The sequence below is a fragment of the Azospirillum fermentarium genome (genome assembly GCF_025961205.1).
Taxonomy (GTDB): Bacteria; Pseudomonadota; Alphaproteobacteria; order Azospirillales; family Azospirillaceae; genus Azospirillum; species Azospirillum fermentarium.
In genome coordinates this window covers 1,358,071-1,381,026 of sequence record NZ_JAOQNH010000001.1, presented here as the reverse complement: position 1 = coordinate 1,381,026, position 22,956 = coordinate 1,358,071, and the positions used below count along the sequence as shown (strand labels likewise).

Annotated in this window: 25 protein-coding genes; 12 read left to right on the top strand and 13 right to left on the bottom strand. The window is 68.9% G+C overall.

The window, feature by feature from the left end; genetic code table 11:
* Positions 1–13 precede the first annotated feature (13 nt).
* Positions 14–1,078, top strand: coding sequence for a DUF3616 domain-containing protein (locus tag M2352_RS06635; protein ID WP_264663706.1), 1,065 nt, complete (start codon positions 14–16; stop codon positions 1,076–1,078).
* Between the two features lie 7 nt (positions 1,079–1,085).
* On the opposite strand, the gene M2352_RS06630 is transcribed toward M2352_RS06635, so the two are convergent.
* From M2352_RS06630 to M2352_RS06620, 3 genes are all read right to left on the bottom strand, one after another.
* Complete coding sequence (locus M2352_RS06630) at positions 1,086–1,649, bottom strand: TetR/AcrR family transcriptional regulator (protein WP_264663705.1); 564 nt, start codon at positions 1,647–1,649, stop codon at positions 1,086–1,088.
* 25 nt (positions 1,650–1,674) lie between these two features.
* Complete coding sequence (locus tag M2352_RS06625) at positions 1,675–2,019, bottom strand: DMT family transporter (RefSeq protein WP_264663704.1); 345 nt, start codon at positions 2,017–2,019, stop codon at positions 1,675–1,677.
* Positions 2,020–2,142: 123 nt separating this feature from the next.
* A complete protein-coding gene (locus M2352_RS06620) occupies positions 2,143–3,513 on the bottom strand; it encodes an aspartate aminotransferase family protein (RefSeq protein WP_264663703.1) in 1,371 nt (456 codons plus the stop codon).
* A 298-nt stretch (positions 3,514–3,811) separates the two neighbouring features.
* On the opposite strand from M2352_RS06620, the gene M2352_RS06615 reads away from it, so the two are divergent.
* The gene (locus tag M2352_RS06615) at positions 3,812–4,018 is read left to right on the top strand and encodes a hypothetical protein (protein WP_264663702.1); all 207 of its coding nucleotides are present in this window, start codon (positions 3,812–3,814) and stop codon (positions 4,016–4,018) included.
* Between the two features lie 52 nt (positions 4,019–4,070).
* Here the strand turns inward: M2352_RS06615 and M2352_RS06610 are convergent, their stop codons facing one another.
* A complete protein-coding gene (locus tag M2352_RS06610) occupies positions 4,071–4,937 on the bottom strand; it encodes an N-formylglutamate amidohydrolase (RefSeq protein ID WP_264663701.1) in 867 nt (288 codons plus the stop codon).
* Positions 4,938–5,417: 480 nt separating this feature from the next.
* Here M2352_RS06610 and M2352_RS06605 point away from each other — a divergent pair, with 480 nt between their 5' ends.
* From M2352_RS06605 to M2352_RS06595, 3 genes are all read left to right on the top strand, one after another.
* Complete coding sequence (locus M2352_RS06605) at positions 5,418–5,603, top strand: hypothetical protein (RefSeq protein ID WP_264663700.1); 186 nt, start codon at positions 5,418–5,420, stop codon at positions 5,601–5,603.
* A gap of 55 nt (positions 5,604–5,658) precedes the next feature.
* Positions 5,659–5,868 carry a hypothetical protein gene (locus tag M2352_RS06600; RefSeq protein ID WP_264663699.1) on the top strand — a complete coding sequence of 70 codons (210 nt, stop codon included), beginning with the start codon at positions 5,659–5,661 and terminating at the stop codon, positions 5,866–5,868.
* Between the two features lie 104 nt (positions 5,869–5,972).
* The gene (locus M2352_RS06595; protein WP_264663698.1) at positions 5,973–6,941 is read left to right on the top strand and encodes a M14 family metallopeptidase; all 969 of its coding nucleotides are present in this window, start codon (positions 5,973–5,975) and stop codon (positions 6,939–6,941) included.
* Positions 6,942–6,946: 5 nt separating this feature from the next.
* Here the strand turns inward: M2352_RS06595 and M2352_RS06590 are convergent, their stop codons facing one another.
* Positions 6,947–7,447: a CreA family protein gene (locus M2352_RS06590; protein WP_264663697.1), complete on the bottom strand. Its 501-nt coding sequence runs from the start codon at positions 7,445–7,447 to the stop codon at positions 6,947–6,949.
* 112 nt (positions 7,448–7,559) lie between these two features.
* Between M2352_RS06590 and M2352_RS06585 the strand changes: the two genes are divergently transcribed.
* Positions 7,560–8,720, top strand: a complete 1,161-nt coding sequence (locus tag M2352_RS06585) for an AI-2E family transporter (protein ID WP_264663696.1) — start codon at positions 7,560–7,562, stop codon at positions 8,718–8,720.
* On the opposite strand, the gene M2352_RS06580 is transcribed toward M2352_RS06585, so the two are convergent.
* A complete protein-coding gene (locus tag M2352_RS06580; protein ID WP_264663695.1) occupies positions 8,674–10,263 on the bottom strand; it encodes a caspase family protein in 1,590 nt (529 codons plus the stop codon). The genes M2352_RS06585 and M2352_RS06580 overlap by 47 nt on opposite strands.
* 135 nt (positions 10,264–10,398) lie before the next feature.
* Here M2352_RS06580 and M2352_RS06575 point away from each other — a divergent pair, with 135 nt between their 5' ends.
* Positions 10,399–11,487 carry a serine hydrolase domain-containing protein gene (locus M2352_RS06575; RefSeq protein WP_264663694.1) on the top strand — a complete coding sequence of 363 codons (1,089 nt, stop codon included), beginning with the start codon at positions 10,399–10,401 and terminating at the stop codon, positions 11,485–11,487.
* Positions 11,488–11,494: 7 nt separating this feature from the next.
* Here the strand turns inward: M2352_RS06575 and M2352_RS06570 are convergent, their stop codons facing one another.
* Both M2352_RS06570 and lepA read right to left on the bottom strand, forming a co-directional pair.
* Entirely contained in the window at positions 11,495–11,920 is a 426-nt protein-coding gene (locus tag M2352_RS06570) for a GIY-YIG nuclease family protein (RefSeq protein ID WP_264663693.1), read from the bottom strand.
* Positions 11,921–12,006: 86 nt separating this feature from the next.
* On the bottom strand, positions 12,007–13,809 hold the full coding sequence (lepA, locus tag M2352_RS06565) for a translation elongation factor 4 (protein WP_264663692.1): 1,803 nt from the start codon (positions 13,807–13,809) through the stop codon (positions 12,007–12,009).
* Between the two features lie 222 nt (positions 13,810–14,031).
* On the opposite strand from lepA, the gene M2352_RS06560 reads away from it, so the two are divergent.
* Positions 14,032–14,685, top strand: a complete 654-nt coding sequence (locus M2352_RS06560) for a hypothetical protein (protein ID WP_264663691.1) — start codon at positions 14,032–14,034, stop codon at positions 14,683–14,685.
* Positions 14,686–14,740: 55 nt separating this feature from the next.
* Here M2352_RS06560 and M2352_RS06555 read toward each other — a convergent pair whose 3' ends face one another.
* Together M2352_RS06555 and M2352_RS06550 are read right to left on the bottom strand one after the other, a co-directional pair.
* Entirely contained in the window at positions 14,741–15,112 is a 372-nt protein-coding gene (locus M2352_RS06555; protein ID WP_264663690.1) for a hypothetical protein, read from the bottom strand.
* Positions 15,113–15,254: 142 nt separating this feature from the next.
* Positions 15,255–16,196: an AEC family transporter gene (locus M2352_RS06550; RefSeq protein ID WP_264663689.1), complete on the bottom strand. Its 942-nt coding sequence runs from the start codon at positions 16,194–16,196 to the stop codon at positions 15,255–15,257.
* A 213-nt stretch (positions 16,197–16,409) separates the two neighbouring features.
* On the opposite strand from M2352_RS06550, the gene M2352_RS06545 reads away from it, so the two are divergent.
* Positions 16,410–16,814 carry a tellurite resistance TerB family protein gene (locus M2352_RS06545; protein ID WP_264663688.1) on the top strand — a complete coding sequence of 135 codons (405 nt, stop codon included), beginning with the start codon at positions 16,410–16,412 and terminating at the stop codon, positions 16,812–16,814.
* A gap of 11 nt (positions 16,815–16,825) precedes the next feature.
* Positions 16,826–17,746, top strand: a complete 921-nt coding sequence (locus tag M2352_RS06540; protein ID WP_264663687.1) for an NAD(P)-dependent oxidoreductase — start codon at positions 16,826–16,828, stop codon at positions 17,744–17,746.
* Here the strand turns inward: M2352_RS06540 and M2352_RS06535 are convergent.
* From M2352_RS06535 to M2352_RS06525, 3 genes are all read right to left on the bottom strand, one after another.
* Complete coding sequence (locus M2352_RS06535) at positions 17,689–19,344, bottom strand: tetratricopeptide repeat protein (RefSeq protein WP_264663686.1); 1,656 nt, start codon at positions 19,342–19,344, stop codon at positions 17,689–17,691. The two genes, M2352_RS06540 and M2352_RS06535, sit on opposite strands and share 58 nt — an antisense overlap.
* An 88-nt stretch (positions 19,345–19,432) precedes the next feature.
* Positions 19,433–20,116 (bottom strand): ChrR family anti-sigma-E factor, encoded by a 684-nt coding sequence (locus M2352_RS06530; protein ID WP_264663685.1) that lies wholly within the window; start codon positions 20,114–20,116, stop codon positions 19,433–19,435.
* Complete coding sequence (locus M2352_RS06525; RefSeq protein WP_264663684.1) at positions 20,113–20,703, bottom strand: sigma-70 family RNA polymerase sigma factor; 591 nt, start codon at positions 20,701–20,703, stop codon at positions 20,113–20,115. Before M2352_RS06525 ends, M2352_RS06530 begins: the two co-directional genes overlap by 4 nt.
* A gap of 299 nt (positions 20,704–21,002) precedes the next feature.
* Here M2352_RS06525 and M2352_RS06520 point away from each other — a divergent pair, with 299 nt between their 5' ends.
* Positions 21,003–21,539: an invasion associated locus B family protein gene (locus M2352_RS06520; RefSeq protein ID WP_264663683.1), complete on the top strand. Its 537-nt coding sequence runs from the start codon at positions 21,003–21,005 to the stop codon at positions 21,537–21,539.
* A 113-nt stretch (positions 21,540–21,652) separates the two neighbouring features.
* The gene (rlmN, locus tag M2352_RS06515; protein WP_264663682.1) at positions 21,653–22,834 is read left to right on the top strand and encodes a 23S rRNA (adenine(2503)-C(2))-methyltransferase RlmN; all 1,182 of its coding nucleotides are present in this window, start codon (positions 21,653–21,655) and stop codon (positions 22,832–22,834) included.
* Positions 22,835–22,956: the final 122 nt, after the last annotated feature.

Sequence of the window (22,956 nt, the reverse complement as noted above, 5' to 3'; positions counted from 1 at the left end):
GGGGGAGATCATCATGCGCGCTTCCATGGTCACGCTGACGGTGGCGATGGGGTTTGCCCTGTGCCTGGGGGAGCCGGCCCACGCGGCGCCAGCCACCGGCACCGATTTTCCCCTGACCAACGGGCCCATCGTCGATTCCCCCGGCGGCAAGCCGTCGAAGGACGTCAGCGGCATCGCCTGCGCCCCGGCGGCGGCGGAGCGGCAGCGGTGCCTGATCGTCACCGACGAGGGGCTTTCCGCCCAATGGGCGGAGCTGACGCCCGCCGGGCTGGCGCTGGGCCGTTCCTTTCCGGTCCTGCCCGACAAACGCCCCGCCGCGGTCCCCGGCGCCATCCCGGACACCGCCTGCGCCGACCGGAACGGCCCCTGGAAGGAGTTGGACGGCGAGGCCGTGGCCTATGACGGCCCATGGTTCTATATCACGGGATCGCACGGCTGCAGCCGCCACGGCGACCGGTTCAACCCCTCGACCTTCGTGCTGGCCCGCATCGCGCCGGGCGGCGGGATCACGGACGAGTCCCCCGCCATCGGCCTGACCCACCGGCTGGCGGCGGTGCTGCGCAAGGCCGCCACCGTCGGCCCCTTCTACGGCACCCGCCTGCAAGAGAAACCCGCCGACAACGGCATGAACGTCGAAGGACTGGCGGTGGTGAACGGCACGCTCTATGCCGGGCTGCGCGCACCGGTGGTGGACGGGGCCGCCTTTCTGGTCAAGACCGCCGTGGCGCCGCTGTTCGCCGCCGATGGGCCGGAACCGGCCTCCGAAACCATCCCCCTGTTCCTGGGCGGCCGGGGCATCCGCGATCTGGCAGCGCTGCCCGACGGGCGGCTGCTGGTGCTGGCCGGCCCGGCGCAGGAAGAGGCGAAGACCTATGCCGTGTACGTGGTCAACCTGGACAACACCGACGCCGACCGCGCGCGGCTGGTCACCGAACTGACCCCGCCGGAGAAGAAGGCCAAGGCGGAAGCCCTGCTGCCGCTGGCCCCGTTCCCCACCACGCGGGTTCTGGTGCTGTTCGACGGGGTGGCCGGGGGCAAGCCGTCCACTTACCCGGTCTCCCTCCCCGCCGGCCAATAGGGCGGGGTCAGCCCCGCCGGGTCATGGCCATCAGGCGGGCGCGCACGTCCGGCACGCCCGCCACCAGGGTGCCGCCGGCCTTCAGCAGCAGCGCCAGCCACGCGCCGTCGGCGGCCAGCCGCACCACCTCCATCTCCGGGCCGCCGTCGGTGGCGCGGTGACGGTCCAGCCGGGCCGACAGCCAGCCGGTCCAGAACCGCGACACGGCGGTGTCGGCCATCATCGACAGCGATACCGCCGCCCACGCCCCGCCCGGTGCGGAGGCGTGATCGGCGAAGGCCGCCGCCACATAAGCGCGTGTGAAACGCCCATGGGGGTCGGGGTCGGCGGCCATCAGGGCGTCGATCTCGGCGTCCAGCCGGTCGAGCAGATCGCGCAGCACCGCGTCCACCAGCGCCTGCTTGGTGGGAAAATGGTGGAACAGCCCGCCCTTGGTGACACCCGCGGCCGCCGCCACCGCCTGAACCGTCAGGTTCGCCAGCCCCTGTTCCGTCACGATGCGGGCGGCGTGGTCCAGCAGCGCCCGCCGGATCGCCGCGGGCTGTTTCTTGCGGGTGTAGCCGGCGGTCATGAGGCTCCCTGGATCGGTCCGTCGGTCAGTGGGCGCTGCTCCGGGAAAAGGCGTTGATCACCACCACCCCGGCGATGATCAGCCCGATGCCCGCCAGCGCCGGAAGGTCCAGGCTCTGGCGGAACAGCGCCACGCCGATCAACGCGGTGACGACGATCCCCACCCCGCTCCAGATCGCATAGGCGATGCCCAGCGGCAAGACCTTCAACGCGTGGGACAGGCAATAGAACGACAGGGCGTAAAACAGCACCGTCCCCACCCCCGGCAGCAGCCGCGAGAACTGGTCGGACCGCTGCAGCAGCGCGGTGCCCACCACCTCGCAACTGATGGCCGCCGCCAGGAAGCCATAGGCCGTGACCGATGCGTTCATGCCCGCTGCCCCTCCCGTTGCACGGTGACGGCAAAAGATACCGACCGAGCGGTATCTTTTCAAGACGCGGCGCGGATGGAAAATCCCCCTCTCCCCGGTGGGGAGAGGGGAAACAGGGTGAAATCAGCCCTTCACCAGCGGCAGCGCCGCGTCCAGCGCGGTGCGCAGGCGGGTGAACAGCGTGTCGATCTCGTCCTCGGCGATGATCAGCGGCGGGCACACGGCGATGGTGTCGCCCATGGCGCGGATGATCAGGCCGTGTTCCTGGCACAGCGCCGACACCTTGGCCCCCACCCCGGCCTTGGGATCGAAGGCGGCGCGGGTGTCCTTGTCCGCCACCAGTTCCACCGCACCGATCAGCCCCACCCCGCGGGCCTCGCCCACCAGCGGGTGGCTGAGCAGGCCGCGCAAGCCCGCCTGAAGCCGCGGGGCCACGGCGCGCACATGGCCCAGCGTGTCGCGCTCCTCATAGATCTTCAGGGTTTCCAGCGCCACCGCCGCCGACACCGGATGGGCGGAATAGGTGTAGCCGTGGCCGAAGATGCCGATCTTCTCGCTCTCCGTCACACACGCCTGATAGACCGCCTCCGACACCATCACCGCCGAAATCGGCAGATAGCCCGACGACAGCGCCTTGGCGCAGGTCAGGATGTCGGGCTTCAGGCCGAAGGTCTGGCTGCCCCAGGCGTTGCCGGTGCGGTGGAAGCCGCAGATCACCTCGTCCGCCACCAGCAGGATGTCGTACTTCTTCAACACCGCCTGGATCTTGTCGAAATACGTGGCGGGCGGGACGATCACGCCGCCGGCCCCCATGATCGGCTCGGCGAACATGGCGGCAATGGTCTCCGGCCCTTCGGCCAGGATCAGCTTTTCCAGGTTGTCGGCCAGACGGGTGGCGAAGTCCTCCTCGCTCTCCCCCTCTTCGGCGAAGCGGTAGTGGTGGGGGCAGTCGGCGTGCAGGATGCGCGCGATGGGCAGGTCGAAATCGCGGTGGTTGTTGGGCAGGCCGGTCAGGCTGGCCGCCGCCACGGTCACCCCGTGATACGCCTTCTGCCGCGAGATGATCTTCTTCTTCTCAGGGCGTCCGAGCGCGTTGTTGTAGTACCAGATCAGCTTGATGGCGGTGTCGTTGGCTTCCGACCCGGAATTGGCGAAGAAGACCTTCGACATCGGGACCGGCGCCATCTTGATCAGCGCTTCCGACAGGTCGATGGCGGCTTCGTGGGATTTGTGGCTGAAGACGTGGTAGGTCGGCAGCTTGCGCATCTGGCGCACCGCCGCGTCGATCAGGCGTTCCTCGTCGAAGCCCAGCGACACGCACCACAGGCTGGCCAGCCCCTCGATGTATTCCTTGCCGGAATCGTCGAAGACGCGGACACCCTGGCCGCGCTCGATGATGGTCGGGCCGGTGGTCTCGTGGGCTTTCAGGTTGGTGTAGGGGTGGAAACAGAACGCCTTGTCCCGGCTGGCCGCCGAGTTCCCGATAACGGTCATTTTCCCATATCCTCCAGCGCTTGATGCCGCGCTTTGCCTGTCGCCGATCCGGGCATCATGCCCCGAAAGGTCCATCGGAAGGAATGATGCCAAAAAGACGGTTCCGTATGCAAATATCTTAACCGCGCAACGAACATTCCGAACATGACGGCGGTGGCGAGGGGAATTCGTGGCAAACTTGAGCGCCGGTGGTGGGAATGCGGATTGATTTGCCTGCGACCATATCGCACACTCCGCACCCGACAGGCCCGCGGCGGCGGGTATCGGCATTCCTTACGAGACAGACAGGAGATTGGGCGTGGCGGGTACTGGCAAGTGGATCAGCGGCGGGCTCATCGGCCTGCTCGGCTTCTTCGGCCTGTTCGCGGCGTCGCGGGCGGTGGACTCGGCCTTCTACGTGGTCGGCTGGATCATCTTCTTCGGTTCGCTGGGCTATATTTTCGGGCAGGTGGTGTCCCACTACAACAAGCGCGACGCCGCCATCGCCCGGAACCGCGGGCACTGAACGCCTGCCACAGGATAAAGGCCCCGTCCACCGGCGGGGCCTTTTTGGTGTGCTATTCCGCCGCTCGGCGGGCCACGTTGGCCTCGGCGTAATCGGCGATGCGCGCGGCCAGGGTGGACAGCGACCGGCGCAGCGGCTCGAAGCCGGCGTGGCGCTGGAGCGTCTCCTCATCCATATAAAGGCTGCGGTTGATCTCAAGCTGCACGGAATGGCGGTTGCGCGCCGGGTTGGCGTAGCGGCTGACCAGTTCCACCCCCTTGAACGGGGTGTTGACGGCCACCGTATAGCCCATGCCGCGCAATTCGGCGGCGATGAAGGCGACGAATTCCGGCTCGCTGCTGGCCCCGTCGCGGTCGCCGACGACGAAATCCACCCCCACGGGCCGCGGGCTGTCCCAGCCCAGACGCGACGGCATGGAATGGCAGTTCACATGCCACACCCCGCCAAAACGGACGGCCAGCCCGTCCAGCACGCTCGACACCTGGAAATGATAGGGGTGGTAATAGCGGGCGATGCGCTCCGCCACCTCCGCCACCGGCAGGCGGCCGTCGTACAGCGGCACGCCCGGACGGCACAGGGTGCGGATCAGCCCCAGCCCATGGGCGCTGCGCGGTGACGGGCGCAGCGGGTCCGGCCACGCCCCGTCCAGAATCGCCGGGTCGATGTCGTCCACCGCCCGGTTGACGTCCACGCACGCACGCGCGAACAAGGCCGCCAGCAGCGTCACCCCGGCTTCGGGTGCTGCGGCGAACAGCTCGTCCACATAGGCGTCTTCGGTCTGGCGCAGCAGGACCAGCGGGCAGGCGAAGGTGAAGCCGGCGGGGTAGACGGTGCCGCTGTGGGGCGAATCGAACAGAACCGGCACGCGCCGGCCCGCCGGATCATGGCGAACGAGGACATCCTCGATCACAAAGCTCATCGTTCCCCCGGCCCCGCGGTTGGGGCGCATACCCATGTGTCACCGGGATAAGCTTTGGCTATAGCCCCTTTGCCGCCGTGCGTCGATGGAAAACCGTCACAATCCGCACCGGCGCCGGCGCCGGAATCGCAAAATGCACAGCAAGACGGAAACCGCACAGCGCCTGCCGCAGCCTGCGCACCGCAATGGTTAACGGCGCTTCACCGTTTTTTGCCGCCAAAAACCAATGTGAGCAAACAGTTAGCCCCAAAGACCATACGGAAACTACGCCGATTTTATTAGTGTTCAAAACCGGCACGGGCTTTGCTTTTACCAAATCAAGGAACGATGAGAAAAGCAAACACCGGAAAAAATCGAAGCAAACACCAGGAATTGCGGACCACGGAGCCCCAATAAACCACGAACGGCCCGCAACAACCCTGGAGCACGCTTCTTCCCGTCATTGGCATCAAAAAGCTGGCACCCGGCCGGAGGACGATCATGGAACTGAACAACTGCAATGAAATGCTGCAAATCGCCGAACGCCTGCGCCATCTGGCCATGAGCGAGTCGGATCAGAACCGCCTGTATCTGTTCACCGCCGCGGCAAAGCTGGAATACGGCGTGGCCGGCAAACCCCTGCCCCCACTGCCGCCCCTGATCCGCCCGACCTGGGCCGGGAACTGAGGGGGACGCACGTCCCCCTGTCCACCCCGTCCTCTTCGCCAAAGGAGCCGCCACCATGTGCGTCAGCGTCACCCTGATCCCCGCCCTGCGCCGCCAGTCCCACATTCACGTGGCCAGCAGCCATGCGGCCCTGATGGAACTGGCGCTGCAGATCGCCGCCGACGCGCAGGACATGCCGATCACCATCCTGGGCGAGGACGGGCAGATCGCCGCGTCCTTCGGGACGCGCGCCGGAACCGACGACGACGAGGTGGAACTGTTCTGACGGGGGCTGGCATCACGGACGGGCGTTGGACATACTCGGGGCGCCAAGCCCCCGACACCGGCCTTGACCACAAGGCCCCAGCCCAGCGCCGGACGCTCCCCCCCTTGTTCCCGATCGTCAGCCCCGTCATTCCGGTCACGCCCACCGACATCGCGCCCTACCGGCGCGGCAACAGCGGCATCGATTACGTCACGGCCCTGGACAGCGGACGTCCGGGGCCCCATGCGCTGATCAACGCCATCCTGCACGGCAACGAGATCGCCGGGGCGGCGGCCATCGGACGGCTGCTGCGGCTGGGGCTGCGGCCTGCGCGGGGGCGCCTGACGCTGGTTCTGGCGAACACCGCCGCCTATCACCGTTTCGATCCCGCTCATCCCTATGCCAGCCGTTTCCTGGACGAGGACATGAACCGCCTGTGGACCGGCAGCGTGCTGGACGGGCCGCGCACCAGCCAGGAGCTGCGCCGGGCGCGGCAGTTGCGCCCCTTCTATGAATCCGCCGACGCCCTGCTGGACCTTCATTCCATGGGTGGCGAATCGCCGCCGATGATCCTGTGCGGCATGCAGCCCCGCGGGCGGGAACTCGCCCGGCGCATGGGCGCGCCCGGCTGGGTGGTGGCCGATGCGGGGCACGCCGCGGGCCGGCGGCTGATCGAACACGGCCCCTTCGCCGATCCCGGCGGCACGGCCGCCGCCGTCCTGGTGGAATGCGGCCAGCACTGGCGGCCGGAAACCGCGGCGATGGCCGAGACCGCGTGCCTGCGTTTCCTGCTGGCGCTGGACATGCTGGACAGGGACCGCCTGCCCGAACCGCTGGCCGCCGGGCTGGCGGCATCCCCCGCCCCACCCCAGCGGTTCGTCACCGTCACCCACACCGTCACCGCCGCCACCGGGCGTTTCGCCTTCACCCAGCCGCTGGCGGGGATGGAGGTGGTCCCCGTCCGCGGGACCGTCATCGCCTATGACGGGGCGGAGCCGGTGGCCACCCCCTACGACGCCTGCGTGATGATCATGCCGGCCCGCCGGGTGCATGTCGGGCAGACGGCGGTGCGGCTGGGTTATCTGGAGGGTTAGCCCCCCTAGTTGCGGACCTCGGCGGTGGGGGCGTTGCCGGTCCACGGCATCACCGGCACGCTGGAGATGGCGTTCATCGGGCTGCCGTCCACCAGCTTGGTGGAATAGGACAGGTACACCAGCGTGTTGCGCTTCTTGTCGTACAGCCGCACCACGCGGGTTTCCTTGAAGAAGATGCCGGTGCTGGCGTCGAACACCTCCTTCTTGGCCGGCAGCTTGGCCGGAAGCGTGATCGGCCCCACCTGACGGCAGGCCAGCGAGAAGCGCGACGGGTCTTCCGCCAGCCCCAGGGAACCGGAAATCCCCCCCGTCCGCGCCTGGGACAGATGGCAGGCCACGCCGGGAATTTCGGGATCGTCGAACGCCTCGATGCAGATCTTGTGGTTGGCGCCCAGCAGCTTGAAGGCGGTATCGACGCACCCCACGGTTTCCGCCGACGCCGCCCCGGCCAGCAGCCCCGCCGTCATCAGGCCGGCGGCAAGGCCGGTCAGGCTCACGCGCATCATCGTCTGTCTTCCCCTTCTGGTCCGATGGCACCACAGGCAACCCATATGGGGATGCCCCGTCAAGCGGCAAACGGGCTGAGAACCAAATGCCGTCCGGCGCGTTACCGGTTTCATGACCGATCCCGCGCCCTCCCCCGCTCCCGCCCCCGACGCCGCCGGGGTTCCGCCCCCCGTCCGGCCCAGCCCCCCGGCGCTGACGGTGGGGGTGGTGGGGCTGTTCATCCTGGCCCTGCTCTACACCGTCTATTTCGGGCGCGACGTGCTGCTGCCCATCTGTCTGGCGCTGCTGCTCAGCCTGCTGCTGCGCCCGGTGGTGCGGGGGCTGTACCGCTGCGGGCTGCCCGACTGGCTGGGGGCGGCGGTGGTGGTGGTGGGCGTGTGCACCGCCGGGGGCGTCGCCTTCACCACGCTCAGCATCCCCGCCGCCGCGTGGGTGGAGCGGATGCCGCGGCTGGTCAACGACCTGCAGGTCAAGCTGTCGGACATCCGGGAAAGCCTGGACCGCGCCCGCAAGGCGTCGGAACAGATCGAATCCATCGCCGGCCCCTCCAACCCGCAGGAGGTGGTGATCCGCGGCCCGTCGCTGGCCCGCCAGGTGCTGAGCCACACCGAAGCGGTGATCGCCAACGTGGTGATCATGCTGGTGCTGCTGTACTTTTTCCTGGCGCGCGGGCGGATCAGCCTGGAAACCGTCATCGGCACCATGCGGTCGGTGGACGACCGGGTGCATTACGCCCTGCTGGCCGCCACGGTGCAGCAGAACATCGCCGCCTATCTGGCGACCATCACCATCATCAACATCTGCCTGGGGCTGGCCACCGCCGGGGCCATGTGGGCGGTGGGGCTGCCCAACCCCGCCCTGTGGGGCACGCTGGCGGGGGTGCTGAACTACATCCCCTTCATCGGGCCGGGCGTGGTGACCGTGATCCTGGCCCTGGCCGGCGCGCTGACCTTCGACACCCCGGCCCAGATGCTGGTGCCGCCGGTGGTTTTCGTCGCCCTGACCACGCTGGAAGGCAACGTGCTCACCCCGCTGATCGTCGGGCGGCGGCTGGCGCTGAACCCCATCGCGGTGTTCGTGTCGATCCTGTTCTGGGGCTGGATGTGGGGGGTGCCGGGGGCGCTGCTGGCGGTGCCGATCCTGGCGGTGTTCAAGATCGTCTGCGACGCGCACGGACCGCTGAAGGCCGTGGGCGCCGTTCTGGGCCAGGCGCCGCCCGTTCCGCTTACGGGCGGGTCCGCAGCCGCGCCAGCGGCAGGCTCTCGCCGTTGATGCCGGGATCGTCGTAGCGCACGGTGCAGCCCTGGGCCGTGCCCTTGACGATGGTGGCGGGATACCAGACGGCATCGCTTTCGGCGACCACCGCCACCCCGGCGCTGCACGCCCCGACCGGCAGGCCGGGGCCGCCGCCGGCGAACGGACGGATGCGGTCGGGGGAAACCACCTCGTCCTCGTCCTCCGAATAGCCGTCGAAGCGCACCACACAGAAACCGGGGCGCCCCGCCGGTCCGCGTACGGTGGCCGGATACCAGGCATCGTCGGAAAAGGCGAAGAGCCGTTCCCCCGCGCGGCATTCGCCCCCGCCACCGTTGACCCCGGTGACGGTGGGCGGCACCGCGGCGGGCGACAGCGCCGCCGTCTGCGTCACGGGCGCCGTCTGCGTCACGGGCGCCGGGGCGGCGGGTGCCGGGGCCATGCTGGGCGGCAGGCCGGCGGGGGAAAGCTGGACGGGCGTCACCGTCTGGGCCACCCGCGTGCCGGCCGGGGCCGGCGGCTGTGCCGCCCCGCCCGGCGCCGTCCCGGCAGTTCCCCCTTGCGCGCCGGTGGCGCGCAGACGGTTGCGGGCCAGGGGAGCGAAGGCGCCGTTGGGGTATTGTTCCAGATAGGCGGTGAAATCGGCGGGGTTGGCGCTGTCCTTGATGCTGTTCCAGAACACCACCTCCAGCGTGGTGTCCGCCGCCGGGGCCCCCGCCTGACGGGCCGGCGCGCCGGCGGATGCCGCCGCTGCCGCGGCCTGGGTGGGGCCGGGCTTCAGCATCACCTCCGACCCGCCGAGCGAGCCGTAGATGAACGGCTGCTGCTTGCCGTTGGTCTGAGAGATCACCGAATCGCGCACCCGCCCGAACAGCAGCCGCACGTCCAGGCCCGGCGTTTCCATGTGCTGGAGCAGGGCCGTGGTGAAGGGGCTGTTGCTGTCGTTGCCGTCGAGCGCGATGTCGTCGGCGGCGGTGGCATAGGCCACCAGCGTATCGACGCTCAAGCCCTCCACCCGCGCCAGACCGCGGCCCACCGCCGCCGAGCGCCCCGCCCCCATGGACCGCGCCATGCGGTCGCCGAACGGGTTGTTGCGGCAGGCGTCCAGCACCATGATGCGGACCTTGCGGGCACCCTGCATCTCTTCCAGCAGGGTGTCCATGGGCACGGCCTCGTACCGCAGATCCTGTTCGCGGACCAGCTTGGCGTCCACCGGCACCAGATAGTTCTTGCCCGCCACCTGCAGCCCGTGGCCGGCGAAGAAGGCGAAGGCGATGTCGGCGTTGGGCACCCGCTCGCCGAAGCGGCGCAGCGCCGCCTCCAGCCCGCGCTTGTCCAGGTCGTAGCCCTCGATCACCTCGAAGCCGAGGCGGGTGAGGGATGCGGCGACGGCGCGGGCGTCGTTGGGCGGATTCGCCAACGGGGCGGCTTCCACATAGGCGCCGTTGCCCACCACCAGGGCCACCGGCGCCCCCGCCGCCGCGGGGGTGCTCCACGAAACCCCAACAAGGCCCAGGGCCAGGCCGAGGCAGGCAACCAGCAAAAGCACGGAACGGGTCATGATTCGCAATGCGGTGAGCAAGAGTGTGTCGGCAAGGCAGATATCGCGCAAAAATACGCCGGAAGGATGGCGTCTTTTGGCGTATCCGGTGCATCCTCCCCCAGCTACACCGATGGTGTCGAGAGGGATTGGGCGATGACTGCTATGGGGTTGCGCGGCCGGGCCGCCGGATGGTTGCCGTTCGTGCTGATGGTGGTGGTGCTGGTGCTGGCCGGGCCGGTGCGGGCGCAGAATTTTCAGGGCATGCTGAACCGCTTCATCAAGGCGGAATCGCTGTCCGGCGGCGTGCTTCTGGTGTCGGGGCCCATGGGGCGCAGCGTGGTGGCCGCCGGCATGGCCGACAGCGAAAAGGCGGTGACCATGACCCCGCAGTCGCGGTTCTACGTGGCCTCGGTCGGCAAGATGGCGACCGCGGTGGCGACGCTGCAACTGGTGCAGGAGGGGCGGCTGGCGCTGTCGTCGCCCATCGCCGGGCTGCTGGGCACCATGCCCACCGACCGCATCGCCAACATCAAGTCGGCCACGCTGGAACAGGTGCTGACCCACACCTCGGGCATCCCCGATTACCTGAACGAGCGGTTTTCCGACGCCAGCAGCGAACGGCCCGACCACATCTGGACCGCCGCCGAATCCATGGCCTTCGCCCGCGGGGAAAAGCCGCCGGGGCGTCCGGGGCAGGTCTACGACTATTCCAACAGCAATTACGTGCTGCTGGGACAGGTGGTGGAGACGGCGGACGGCACCTCGTTCGCCGAGTCGCTGAAGCGGCGCATCTTCGCCCCCGCCGGCATGACCGCCACCACGGTGGGGGCCGGCAATTTCCGCGATCCCACCCTGGCCCACGGCTACACGGAAGAGGACGGGGACGTCAGCACCTATTCCTGGACGTCGATCACCGGCGACGGGCCGCTGGTGACCACGGCGGAGGATCTGGAGCGGTTCGCCTTCGCCCTGTTCCGCGACGGGCGGCTGCTGTCGCCGGCCATGCTGAAGACCATGCAGACCACCACCGACCTGGAAACCGCCTATGCCATGGGGCTGGAGATCTGGGACGACCGCTGGGGCACGGCCTATGGCCACACCGGCTCCTACGACGGTTTCGAGTCGGAGGTGCGCTACTACCCCGAGCGGCAGACGGTGATGGTCTTCCTGACCAACGGCAACCAGTTGACCGACACCGACCTGCTGGACAAGGCCGCCGCCGCCGTGTTCGGCGGGCAGTGACCGGGCGTTATCCGTTCATCCCCCACGGTGCTCCGGCGCCGTGGGGCCAGGACAGCAGATGGCTGGGGCAGGCGGTGCAATCGCTGCTGCCGAACCCCGGCAGCGGCACCGGCCACCCGGTGAGAGCCGCCACCAGGGTGCATTCGTCACCATCGGGAAACACCCAGACCCCCGGCACCGTCCCTGCCTCGGTCAGCCGGTCGATGTGCCAGCGCAGGGATTTTCCCCGTTTCATGTGCCGCCCCACCCGCGCCCGGATCCCCCCCGGCCCCCGCGCGCTGCCGCAATAGACGTACCGCCCGGCGCCCAGCACCACCGCTGCCCGCCCCGGCAGGGTGACCGTGACCCCATCGGCAAGATCGACCACCAGCGCATAGGCGCCGGGGACGGGGGGAAGCGTGCCGGGGGAAGTGTGGAAGGTGGCGTTTCGCACGGCAGCCCTCCAGTCATCGGGTCCAGGGCCCCGGCCCTGACCGGGGGAAGCACGAAGGGGGCCGGCGGCCCCCTTCGTCATTTCCGTCAGTTATCACCCATCTTGAGTGCGGCGATGAAGGCGCTCTGGGGGATTTCCACTTGGCCGAACTGGCGCATGCGCTTCTTGCCTTCCTTCTGCTTGTCCAAGAGCTTGCGCTTGCGGCTGATGTCGCCGCCATAGCACTTGGCCAGCACGTCCTTGCGCAGCGCGCTGATGGTTTCGCGGGCGATGACGCGGGCGCCGATGGACGCCTGCACCGCGATCTTGAAGAGCTGGCGCGGGATCAGCTCCTTCAGCCGTTCGCAGAGCTGGCGGCCCCGGCGTTCGGACTGGGAGCGGTGGACGATCATCGACAGGGCGTCCACCGGCTCGGCGTTCACCAGGATCGACATCTTCACCAGATCGCCTTCCTCGTACCCGTCCATCTGGTAATCGAAGCTGGCGTAGCCGCGGCTGATGGACTTCAGCCGGTCGTAGAAGTCGAACACCACCTCGTTCAGCGGCAGGCGGTAGACCAGCATGGCGCGGGCACCGGCGTAGGTCAGTTCGATCTGCTGTCCGCGGCGTTCGGTGCAGAGCTGGAGGATACCGCCCAGATATTCGTCGGGCAGCATGATCGTCGCCTTGATCCACGGCTCCTCGATGCGGTCGATCTTCACCACATCGGGCATGTCGGCGGGGTTGTGCAGGTCCAGCACCGTGCCGTCGTTCATGGTCAGCTTGTACACGACCGACGGCGCGGTGGTGATGAGGTCGAGATCGAATTCCCGCTCCAGCCGCTCCTGGATGATTTCCAGGTGCAGCAGCCCGAGGAAGCCGCAGCGGAAGCCGAAGCCCAGCGCGGCGGAGGTCTCCGCCTCGTAATGGAAGCTGGCGTCGTTGAGCTTGAGCTTGCCCAGGCTGTCGCGCAGCCGTTCGAAATCGCTGGAGTCCACCGGGAACAGGCCGCACCACACCACGGGCACGGAGGGCTTGAAGCCCGCCAGCGGTTCGGCGGCGGGGCGGCGCTCCTCGGTGATGGTGTCACCGACCTTGGTCTGGGTGATGTCCTTGATGGCGGCGGTGACGAAGCCCATCTCGCCGGGCCCCAGTTCGCCGGTCAGCAGCGCCTTGGGCGTGAACACGCCCACGCGGTCCAGGTCGTGGGCGGTGCCGGTGGACATGAAGCGGACCTTCTGCCCCACCTTCAGCCGGCCATCGACCACGCGCACCAGAATGACCACGCCCAGGTACGGGTCGTACCAGGAATCGACCAGCAGCGCTTTCAGCGCCGCGTCCGCATCGCCCTTGGGCGGCGGCAGGCGGGTGACGATCCCCTCCAGCACCGCATCGACGTTCAGGCCGGTCTTGGCCGAGATGCCGATGGCATCGCTGGCGTCCAGGCCGATCACGTCCTCGATCTGCTGCTTCACGCGGTCCGGTTCGGCGGCGGGCAGGTCGATCTTGTTGAGGACGGGAATGATCTCGTGGTTGTTGTCGATGGCCTGATAGACGTTGGCCAGCGTCTGCGCCTCCACCCCCTGGCTGGCGTCCACCACCAGGATCGAGCCCTCGCACGCGGCCAGCGAGCGGGAGACCTCGTAGGCGAAGTCCACGTGGCCGGGGGTGTCCATCAGGTTCAAGGTGTACTGTTTGCCGTCCTTGGCCTTGTAGAGCAGCCGGACGGTCTGCGCCTTGATGGTGATGCCGCGCTCGCGCTCGATATCCATGGAATCGAGCACCTGTTCGCGCATCTCGCGGGCGTCCAGCCCGCCGCACAACTGGATCAGCCGGTCGGCCAGGGTGGATTTCCCATGGTCGATGTGGGCGATGATGGAGAAATTGCGGATCAGCGACAGGTCGGTCATCGGGGCACGGAGGTAGGAGAGCCAGGGTGCGGATACACGCGGGCACCATAGGTGTTCGTCCCCATGGGCGCAATCGTCATCGCGCGGGCGCCGCTGGAAAGGGACTCTAGAAAGACCTGGGATCCGCCGTGGCAAAAACCACGGGCATCCCGGCGGAAAAACCCCCACATTAAGGCGGGCCGTCCCTGCCCTGTCCACCCGCCATCCGTCCGAGGTTCCGGCATGACCCGTTCCCTGTTCCAGCGCCCGGCCCGCCGCGCGGCGCTGGCCGCCCTTCTGGCTTTCCTGCCCCTCTCCATAGCGGCGATGGCCGCCGCCCAGACGGCCCAGACGGCAGCGCCCCTGGGGACGGACCCGGCGGCCATGGGGCCGCTGGTGCCGTTCCTGCCCACCGGCACCTCCCCCGACGGATGGACCGCGCGGGTGGACGGCAACGCCTATGTTCTGGAAAACGCCAAGCCCGGTGCCGCGAAATACGTCCACAGCGGCACTCCCGCGCCGGGGCCGCGCGCCCTGTCGGTGGCGGTGAAGGTGCAGGCCGCGGGCGCGCCGGGCGACAGTGCCGCCGGGCTGCTGTACGGGCTGGCGCCGGGGCCGAACTATTACGCCTTCGTGCTGACGGGCGAGCGTCAGGCGGCGCTGTTCCGCCGGTCGCCGGGCGGGATGGAACGGCTGATGGCGCTGGGCGGCGACATGGTGGCCGGCGATACGGTCACGCTGGGCATCACCGAAAAGGAAGGAGCCATCGCCCTGTCGGTCAACGGGCGGGAAGTGGCGGCCCTGTCGCAGCAGGGCACCGGGGCCGGGGCCGCCGGCATCATCGCCATCGGGGCCGGCACGTTCCGCTTCGGCGGGTTCCGCAGCCAGACGCCGTAAGAGAGAAAGACCGTTCCCGGCGGCGGTCCGTACCGCCGCCGGGAACGCCCGGACCTTACTTCTTGGTCCAGACTTCGGTGCCCTTGCCGCCCTTGTCGGCGCGGCGCCACCACGGGCCGCTCAGCGAGCCGTCGGGGTTGATGGTCAGCAGCATGATGCTGTTCTTGCCGTCGGCGACCGAAGCGATGGCCAGCACGTTGCCGGTCACCTGGCCCACGCCCAGATAGGCGCCGTCGTCCCAGGTGATTTCGACCGCGCCCGACGGCACGGACTTCACCACCACCTTGCCGGATTCGCTGTAGGCGGAACCGTCGGTGTCGGTCCCCTTGTAGGTATAAGTTCCGACCACCTTGGCCGCGTCCTGGGCAAAGGCGGGAACCACGAGACCAGCGGCCAGCACCGCACCGAGAGCCAGAGTGCGCAACATGGAGAACGCTCCTTTGTCATGATGTTTCAAGGAAACCGGCGCGGCCTTATTTCCCCCGGCCGCTGCGATCTCTCCATGACGCTAGGAGGGATAACGAAGCCCTGTCAAAGAGGGTTTTTTTCTTAGGTAGTGGAATAACCGTTCAGGGAACCATGCCAGACAACAATACGCTGAGCGTCACCACGCTGACCACCGTGGACACCAGAATGGCGGTGGAGGTGCGCTCAATATAGATCCGGTACTGCTGCGCCACGACAAAGGTCAGCGCCCCGGTGGGCAGGGCCGCCAGCAGGATGGCGGCGTTGGCCCAGTACGGATCCAGCGGAAACAGGGTCTTGATGAGAAGCCACGTCAGGGCCGGCTGCACCAGCAGCTTCAGCCCGACGATCCAGGCGATTTCGCGGGGATCGGCGCTGACCCGGCGGGTGGACAGGAACAGCCCGATCGCCACCAGCGCGCACGGCCCCGCCGCCGACCCCACCAGCTCGCAGAAGGTCACCACCGGGCGCGGCAGATCCACCCCCGGCAGCAGCAGCGCCCACGCCGCGCCGGCCACCGAACTGACGATCAGCGGGTTGCGCGACACCGCACGCGCCACGTCGCGCACCGCCCGGCCCCACCCGTGGCCGTGGCTGCGCACCAGTTCCAGCCAGATGACGGCGATGCCGACCATCACCGCGCTCATGATGACGGTGGCGATGATGGCCGGGGCCAGCCGGTCGGCCCCGAACGCCGCCAGGAACAGCGGAATGCCCATGTAGCCGGTGTTCGAGAAGCAGGCGGTCAGCCCCTGCATGCACTGGATCGGCGAACCTTCCCGGTGCAGCACCCGCCCCAGCACGGCCCCCAGGGCATAGACCACCAGCATGGCCCCGAGAAAGGCGCCGATGAACGGGCCGTTGAACAGCTCGGCCAGCGGCTTGCGCGCCGTGCCGGCGAACAGCAGCGCCGGCAGCGCCATCCAATAGACGAACTTGTTCAACGCCTCCGACGAGGATTCGCCCAAAAGCTTCGCCCGCCCTGCCAGATAGCCGGACAGGATGATGGCGAACACGGGCAGCACGACGTTGACGACCGGGGACATGCGGGGCCTTCGGCTGGGAGAGGGGGATGCCGGCGGGATAGAGGTGATACCATTGGGACCGTGAACACTACGCACCTCCCCCGCCGGCTGTCGAGCCGGCCCCGCCCATGAGCGGCGGCGGTCAGCCATGCGGCGGGCTTGACCTGCGACCTGTATGGGGCAACATACGCTGGCGCTCCCGTCCGGGGGCCGACTCCTCCCTCTGAGGTAGCAATGATCGACCATCACAGCGCCCTTATCTACGTCATGGTTCTCGTCTCGGCGGCGGATGCCGACATGACGGACGCCGAATTGGAAACCATCGGCGAGAACGTGCGCTATCTGCCGGTTTTCCAGGACTTCTCCATCGAACGCCTGCCCGACATCACCCGCGACTGCACCCGGCTGCTGACGGATTCCAACGGGCTGGACAAGGCGCTGGACCTGATCCGCGACAGCGTGCCGGACAAGCTCTGCGAAACGGCTTACGCCGTGGCCTGCGACATCGCCGCCGCCGACGCCAAGGCCACCCAGGAAGAGCTGCGCATGCTGGAGCTGCTGCGCCACAAGCTGGGCGTGGACCGGCTGTGCGCCGCCGCCATCGAACGGGGCGCGCGGGCGCGCCACATGCGCCTGTGACCGCCGGCCCCATGCCATCCCCGCTCGCCGGGCGCACGGTGGGGCTGATCGGGCTGGGGCTGATGGGCCGCCCGATGGCCCGCGTCCTGGCCGCCGCCGGCGCACGGGTGGTGGGCCACAACCGCAGCCCCGGCCCCATGGCCGAGATGGCGGCGGAGGGGATGGCCACCGCCGCCACCCCCGCGGATCTGGCCGCCCGGCTGGACCCGGCGGACCCGGTGGCGATCCTGATGCTGACCGACACCCCGGCGGTGGAGACGGTGGCCGGGGTGCTGCTGCCCGCCCTGCCCGCGGGTGCCCTGGTCATCGACATGAGCACCACCGCCGTGGACGCCACCCGCCGTCTGGCCGCGCAGGCGGCGGGGACGGGGGTGGACTGGCTGGACGCCCCGGTGTCGGGCGGCACGGTGGCGGCACGGGCCGGCACCCTGACCATCATGGCCGGGGGGAGTGAATCCGCCTTCGCCCGCGCCCTGCCGCTGTTCCAGGTTTTGGGCCAGCGCATCACCCATGTGGGTGACAGCGGCGCGGGACAGGTGGCCAAGACCGCCAATCAGGTCATCGTCGGCCTGACCATTGGTGCGGTGGCCGAGGCGCTGGCCCTGGCCCGCGCGGCGGGGGTCGATCCGGCCCGCGTGCGCGACGCCATCCGCGGCGGCTTCGCCGAATCGCGCATCCTCGACCTGCACGGCGGGCGCATGGTGTCGGGGGATTTCACCCCGGGCGCACGGGCCACGGTGCAGTTGAAGGATCTGCGCCAGGCGCTGGCCCTGGCCGGACAGGCGGGGCAGGAGGTGCCGGCGGTCGAACTCTGCCGCCGGCTTTATGAGCGGTTGGTGGACCGGGGCGACGGCGGTCTGGACCACGCCGCCCTCTACCGGCTGTTCGACGGGTCCACGGCGGAAACGGGGTCCGAACCGGAGAAGCGCTGAACCAGCGCGTGCAGGATGCCGCCAGGCCGGGCGGCATCCACCGGCGGCCCCTCCGGCCCCCACATGCCGTGCCACAGGTGCACGCCCGCCACCCGCGGGTGGGCGATGCGGTCCCGGTGCTCCGCGCCGGGTGTGTCCAGGCCGGCGTGCCGGGTCCAGTCCACCGGGTTGAACACCATGGGCGGCATCACCCCGGCCAGCAGATCCCGCCCCGCCCCCGCCAGCAGTTCGCGCGTCAGCAGCAGCGGCCCCGCCGCCCCGAACGGCACCGGCCCGCCGCGGTCCAGCGCCCGCATGCTCTCGGTGAACAGATGCTCCAGGAAGGGCGACCCCTGGGGTGCACGGATGGCGTCGTTGACCACCATGTGCCCCTGCGCCGCCCCGCCCCACTGGGTGCAGAACACATGCGGCGTGGCGAAGCGCAGGGGCCGCAGCAGCACCATGTCGGTGTCCAGCCACCACCCGCCCAGCCGGTGAAGCGCCCGGTAGCGGAACAGGTCGCTGAAGAAGCGGATGTCGGCGCCCCGCACGCAGCGCCGATAGACCTCTTCATCCACCACGGTGCGGGCGTCGGCCCACGCCACCCCCGCCGGCAGCCCGTCCACCGGATCATAGGAATAGAGCCGCACCGGGTGCCCTTGCGCCACCATGGAGCGCAGCGCCAGCCGCACCGCCGGGCGCGGCGGCTGGCCGCCCCAGAAGGTCAGAATGGTGTCCAGCCCCGCCCCCGCCGCCACGGGCAGCGGCCCGATGGCGGCGTTGTGGCCGGCGGCGGCGGCCAACCCGGCGGCTTCCCCGTCACGGAACAGGAAGGGGAAGGCCCGGAACGCCGCCGGCATCACCCCGGCAGGATCGGCGGCGGCAAAGGCGGCGGCCAGTTCCTCCAGCCCATCGGTTTCACGGGATGCCAGCCGCACCGCCCGGCGCAGCGGGGCCGCCGCCCGCAGCGTCCGCCCCACCCCTTCCAGGGCCGCCGCATTGGCCGGGTCCAGCGCCACGGCGCGGGCATAAGCGGCGGCGGCGGCCGGTGCGTTCCCCTGCGCGGCCAGCATCATGCCGCGGTTCAGCCACGCCTCGTTAAAATCCGGGGCCGCCGCCGTGGCCTGGGCCAGCAGGGCCAGCGCGTGGGCCGGATCACCGGCGGCACGGCGGTTGAGGGCGCGGTTGTTGGCGGCGCGGGCATGGCCGGGGTTGGATTCCAAGGCGGCGGCATAGGCGGCGTCGGCCTCGTCCGCCCGGCCCAGCCGGTCCAGCAGCACCCCGGCGTTGAACGCCGCATCCGCCAGGGCCGGGGCCAGGGCGTGGGCGGTGCGGTAGCCGTCCACCGCCTCGGCCAGCCGGCCCACGGACTCCAGCGCCATGGCCCGGTGCAGGTGGTAATCGGGAACGGCACCGTCCAGCGCCACCGCCCGCCCGATCAGGTCCGCGGCGTCGCCGAACCGCCCGGTCTGGGCATGCACCACCCCCAGCAGGTGCCACGCGGCGGCCACGCCGCCGTCAACGTCGAGAATCCGGCGGTAGATGATTTCCGCCTCGTCCAGCTGCCCCGACTGGTGCAGTCCGGCGGCGTGGGACAGGGCTTCGGCGATGGTGGCCATGGGGGCATCCGGCAACGGCGGCGGGAGCGGCTACCATAAGCGCCGCCCCGCCACGCCGGAAAGGGTCAAACCGGAAAGGGCACGTTCTTCAGCGCGCCATCATCAGGCCGAGATAGCAATCCATGGGGGCTTCCATGGCGCGGCGCTCCATATTGACCGCCAGACACAGGCAGCCCTCGGCGTGGGCGCGGGGGGCGTGTTCGCTGCCGGTGCGGAGAATCGCCACGTCGCCGGTGCGGTAGGAGCCGTGCTCGTCGCTGAACCCGCCCTCCAGCACCACCACCAGTTCCATGCCGTCGTGGCCGTGGCGGGGAATGGTGCGCCCGCCCTCCATGCGCATGAGCTGCACCCGCGACCCGTCGTCGGCGCCGGTCATCGCCACCGGGGTCACCCGCACGCCGGACAGGGCGTCTTCCCACGCCAGCGCCGACAGGTCGTCGCCCACATAGCGGCGCAACGGTTCCGGCACCACCAGGCCGGTCCGGGGTGCCGCCGTCCGCGGAACACGGATGGCCGGCGCACGCGCGGGACGTGGCATGGGATCTGTGTCGATACGGGCCAGCAGCGACTCGAACAGCCCATCGTCCACCGGATCGGGGTCGAGGCCGTCCAGCAGCGCGCCGCCCACCACCTCCAGATCCGTCACCACCTGACGGCAGTTGGGGCAATAGGTCATGTGCGTGGCGAGCACCAGCGCCGACGCCTCGTTCAGGCTGCCGCCGGCATAGCCGAACAGCAGCGCCTCGTCGGGGTGATGTGTCGGCAGCCTCATGCGCTTTCTCTCAGAGCTTTTCGCAGACGGTCCATGGCCAGACGCAGCCGGGACTTGACGGTTCCCAGCGGAATGCCGCGCTCGGCGGAAATGGTGCTGTGGGGCACCTCGTCGAAATAGGCCAGACGCAGCAGCTCCGCCTGTTCCGGCGGCAGCTCGCGCAGCGCCAGCCGCATGCGCTCGGCGGATTCGCGCGCCTGGATGCGGTCGTCGGCGGGGGTTTCCGCCTCCGGCAGCAGCAGCGGATCGGTGGGATCGAATTCCGGCCGGGCCTCCCGGCGCAGGGCATCGACGCGCTTGTTGCGCGCGATGGTGAAGATCCAGGTGCTGGCCGAGGATTGCGCCGGGTCGAAGGTGCTGGCGCGCCGCCAGACCAGCAGCATCACCTCCTGCACCAGTTCGTCGGCGGACCCGGCCTCCACGCCCAGACGGCGCAGGTACGCCTTCACCCGCGGGGCGAAATAGGCGAAAATTCGGGCAAAAGCGGTCCTGTCCCCCGCCCGCCCGACGGCGAGCAGCAGGTCTTCCATGGACACGGATGCATCGGCCGCCGGGTGGGCCGCGGCCGGGGTCGGTCTTTCATCCATGCATCCATTGAAGGCGAAGACGGCCCGCCGCACAAGCCATTCCTTCCCCATCCGCCACCATCGGGCGGGTGGCAGAGGTTGCAGACAGGTGAAGGGACATGCAATTTGCATCATGTGCCCTTATACGCGATGCAAATTGCATCGGATCACCCCGGACCGAAGTTTTTCGTCCGGCCCCCCCGCCCGCCGCCGGGGCCTTTTCCGGCCCGGTTGGAAAAAAGGGGGTATCAGCGCTTCTATCCGCCGAGGAATTGGGCTAGTGTCCCCGTCATCCGAAACCACTTCGCAGTCGCACAACGATGATGCCTTACCGCACCATTCGTGGCGCCGCCGTTGCTGCAGCGCTGGCCGTCTCCGCCCTGATGTCCGTCACGGCTTCGGCGGCGGAACCCAAGCTTCTGGGCACCTTCAAGGACTGGAACGCCTTTGCCTTCGAGGAAGGCGGGAACAAGGTCTGCTATATGTCCAGCCAACCCAAGAAGAAGGAACCCGCCGGCGTCAAACGCGGTGAGATCTATGCCCTGGTCACCCACCGCCCGGCGGAAAAGTCCGTCGATGTGGTCAGCTTCATGATGGGCTACAGCCCCAAGAAGGACGTGGACACCCAGGTGGACGCCAGCGGCAAGCCCTTCAAGCTGTTCAACGACAAGGAAACCGCCTGGGCGCGGGATGCCGACACCGACCGCAACCTGGTCGCCGCCATGCGCGACGGCACCAAGTCGATGATCGTCAAGGGCGTGTCGGGCCGCGGCACCAAGACCACCGACACCTACAGCCTGAACGGCTTCGGCCAAGCCTACAGCGCCATCAGCGAGGCGTGCGGCGTCAAGCGCTGATCCCCCATTCTGCCGGACGGCGGACACCCCGGCACAAACGCCGGGGGCGTCCGCTGTTTTGGCATGGGCAAGGCTTTTGACAAGGACGGCGGGCGGCCCTATCTAACGTCGCCATGAGCGCTCATACCTCCGCATCGGCCCTGTCTGTCGCCGACTCGCCCGTGGCCGCCCCCGTGGCCGACGGACGCATCAACCTTGTCGGCCTCTCGCGGGCCGAGCTGGAAGCCGAAATGCTGGCCATCGGCCTGGAAAAATTCCGGGCCCGCCAGCTCTGGCACTGGATCTACCACCGCGGCGCCACCGATTTCTCGGTGATGACCACGCTGGCCAAGCCGGTGCGCGAGCGTCTGGCCGAACGCTACGCCGTCGTCCGCCCCACCGTGGTGCGCGACCTGCAATCGCGCGACGGCACCCGCAAATGGCTGCTGCGCATGCCCGACGGCCAGGAGGTGGAGAGCGTCCACATCCCCGAAACCGACCGCGGCACGCTGTGCGTCTCGTCCCAGGTGGGATGCACGCTGACCTGCCGTTTCTGCTACACCGGCACCCAGCGGCTGGTGCGCGACCTGACCGCCGCGGAAATCCTGGGACAGGTGATGCTGGCCCGCGACATGCTGGACGAATGGCCGGCGCCGCCTGACGGGCGCATGATCTCCAACATCGTCATGATGGGCATGGGCGAACCCCTCTTCAATTACGAAGAGGTGGCGAAGGCCATCAAGATCATCATGGACGGCGACGGAATCGCCATCTCCAAGCGGCGGATCACGCTGTCCACCTCGGGCGTGGTGCCGATGATGAAGCGCTGCGGCGAGGAGCTGAACGTCAATCTCGCCATCAGCCTGCACGCCGTCACCGACGAGCTGCGCGACATCATCATGCCCATCAACCGCAAGTATCCGCTGGCGGTGCTGCTGGAGGCGTGCCGCACCTATCCCGGCCTGAACAACGCCCGCCGCATCACCTTCGAATACGTGATGCTGAAGGGGCTGAACGACAGCCCGGCGGATGCCCGCGCCCTGGTCCGCATGCTGGAAGGCATCCCGGCCAAGATCAACCTGATCCCCTTCAACCCCTGGCCCGGTGCGCCCTATGAGCGTTCCACCGACCGCGCCATCCAGGTGTTCGGCGACATCGTCAACAACGCCGGCTACGCCAGCCCCGTCCGCACCCCCCGCGGCGAGGACATCATGGCCGCCTGCGGCCAGTTGAAGAGCGACAGCGTGCGCCTGTCGGCAGCCGACCGCGCCGCCATGGAGCGGATCATGGCGGAAAAGGACGCCGCACTCGGCTGACCGGCGGCTTTTGCAACGCCGGGTGGTTGTTCCGCCCGGCGCTCCGCTGTATATTGAAACCCATGAGAGCAAGCCGGTTGACTGTTCCATAAACTTTTAGTAATTTAGGAACGGTGGCTGCC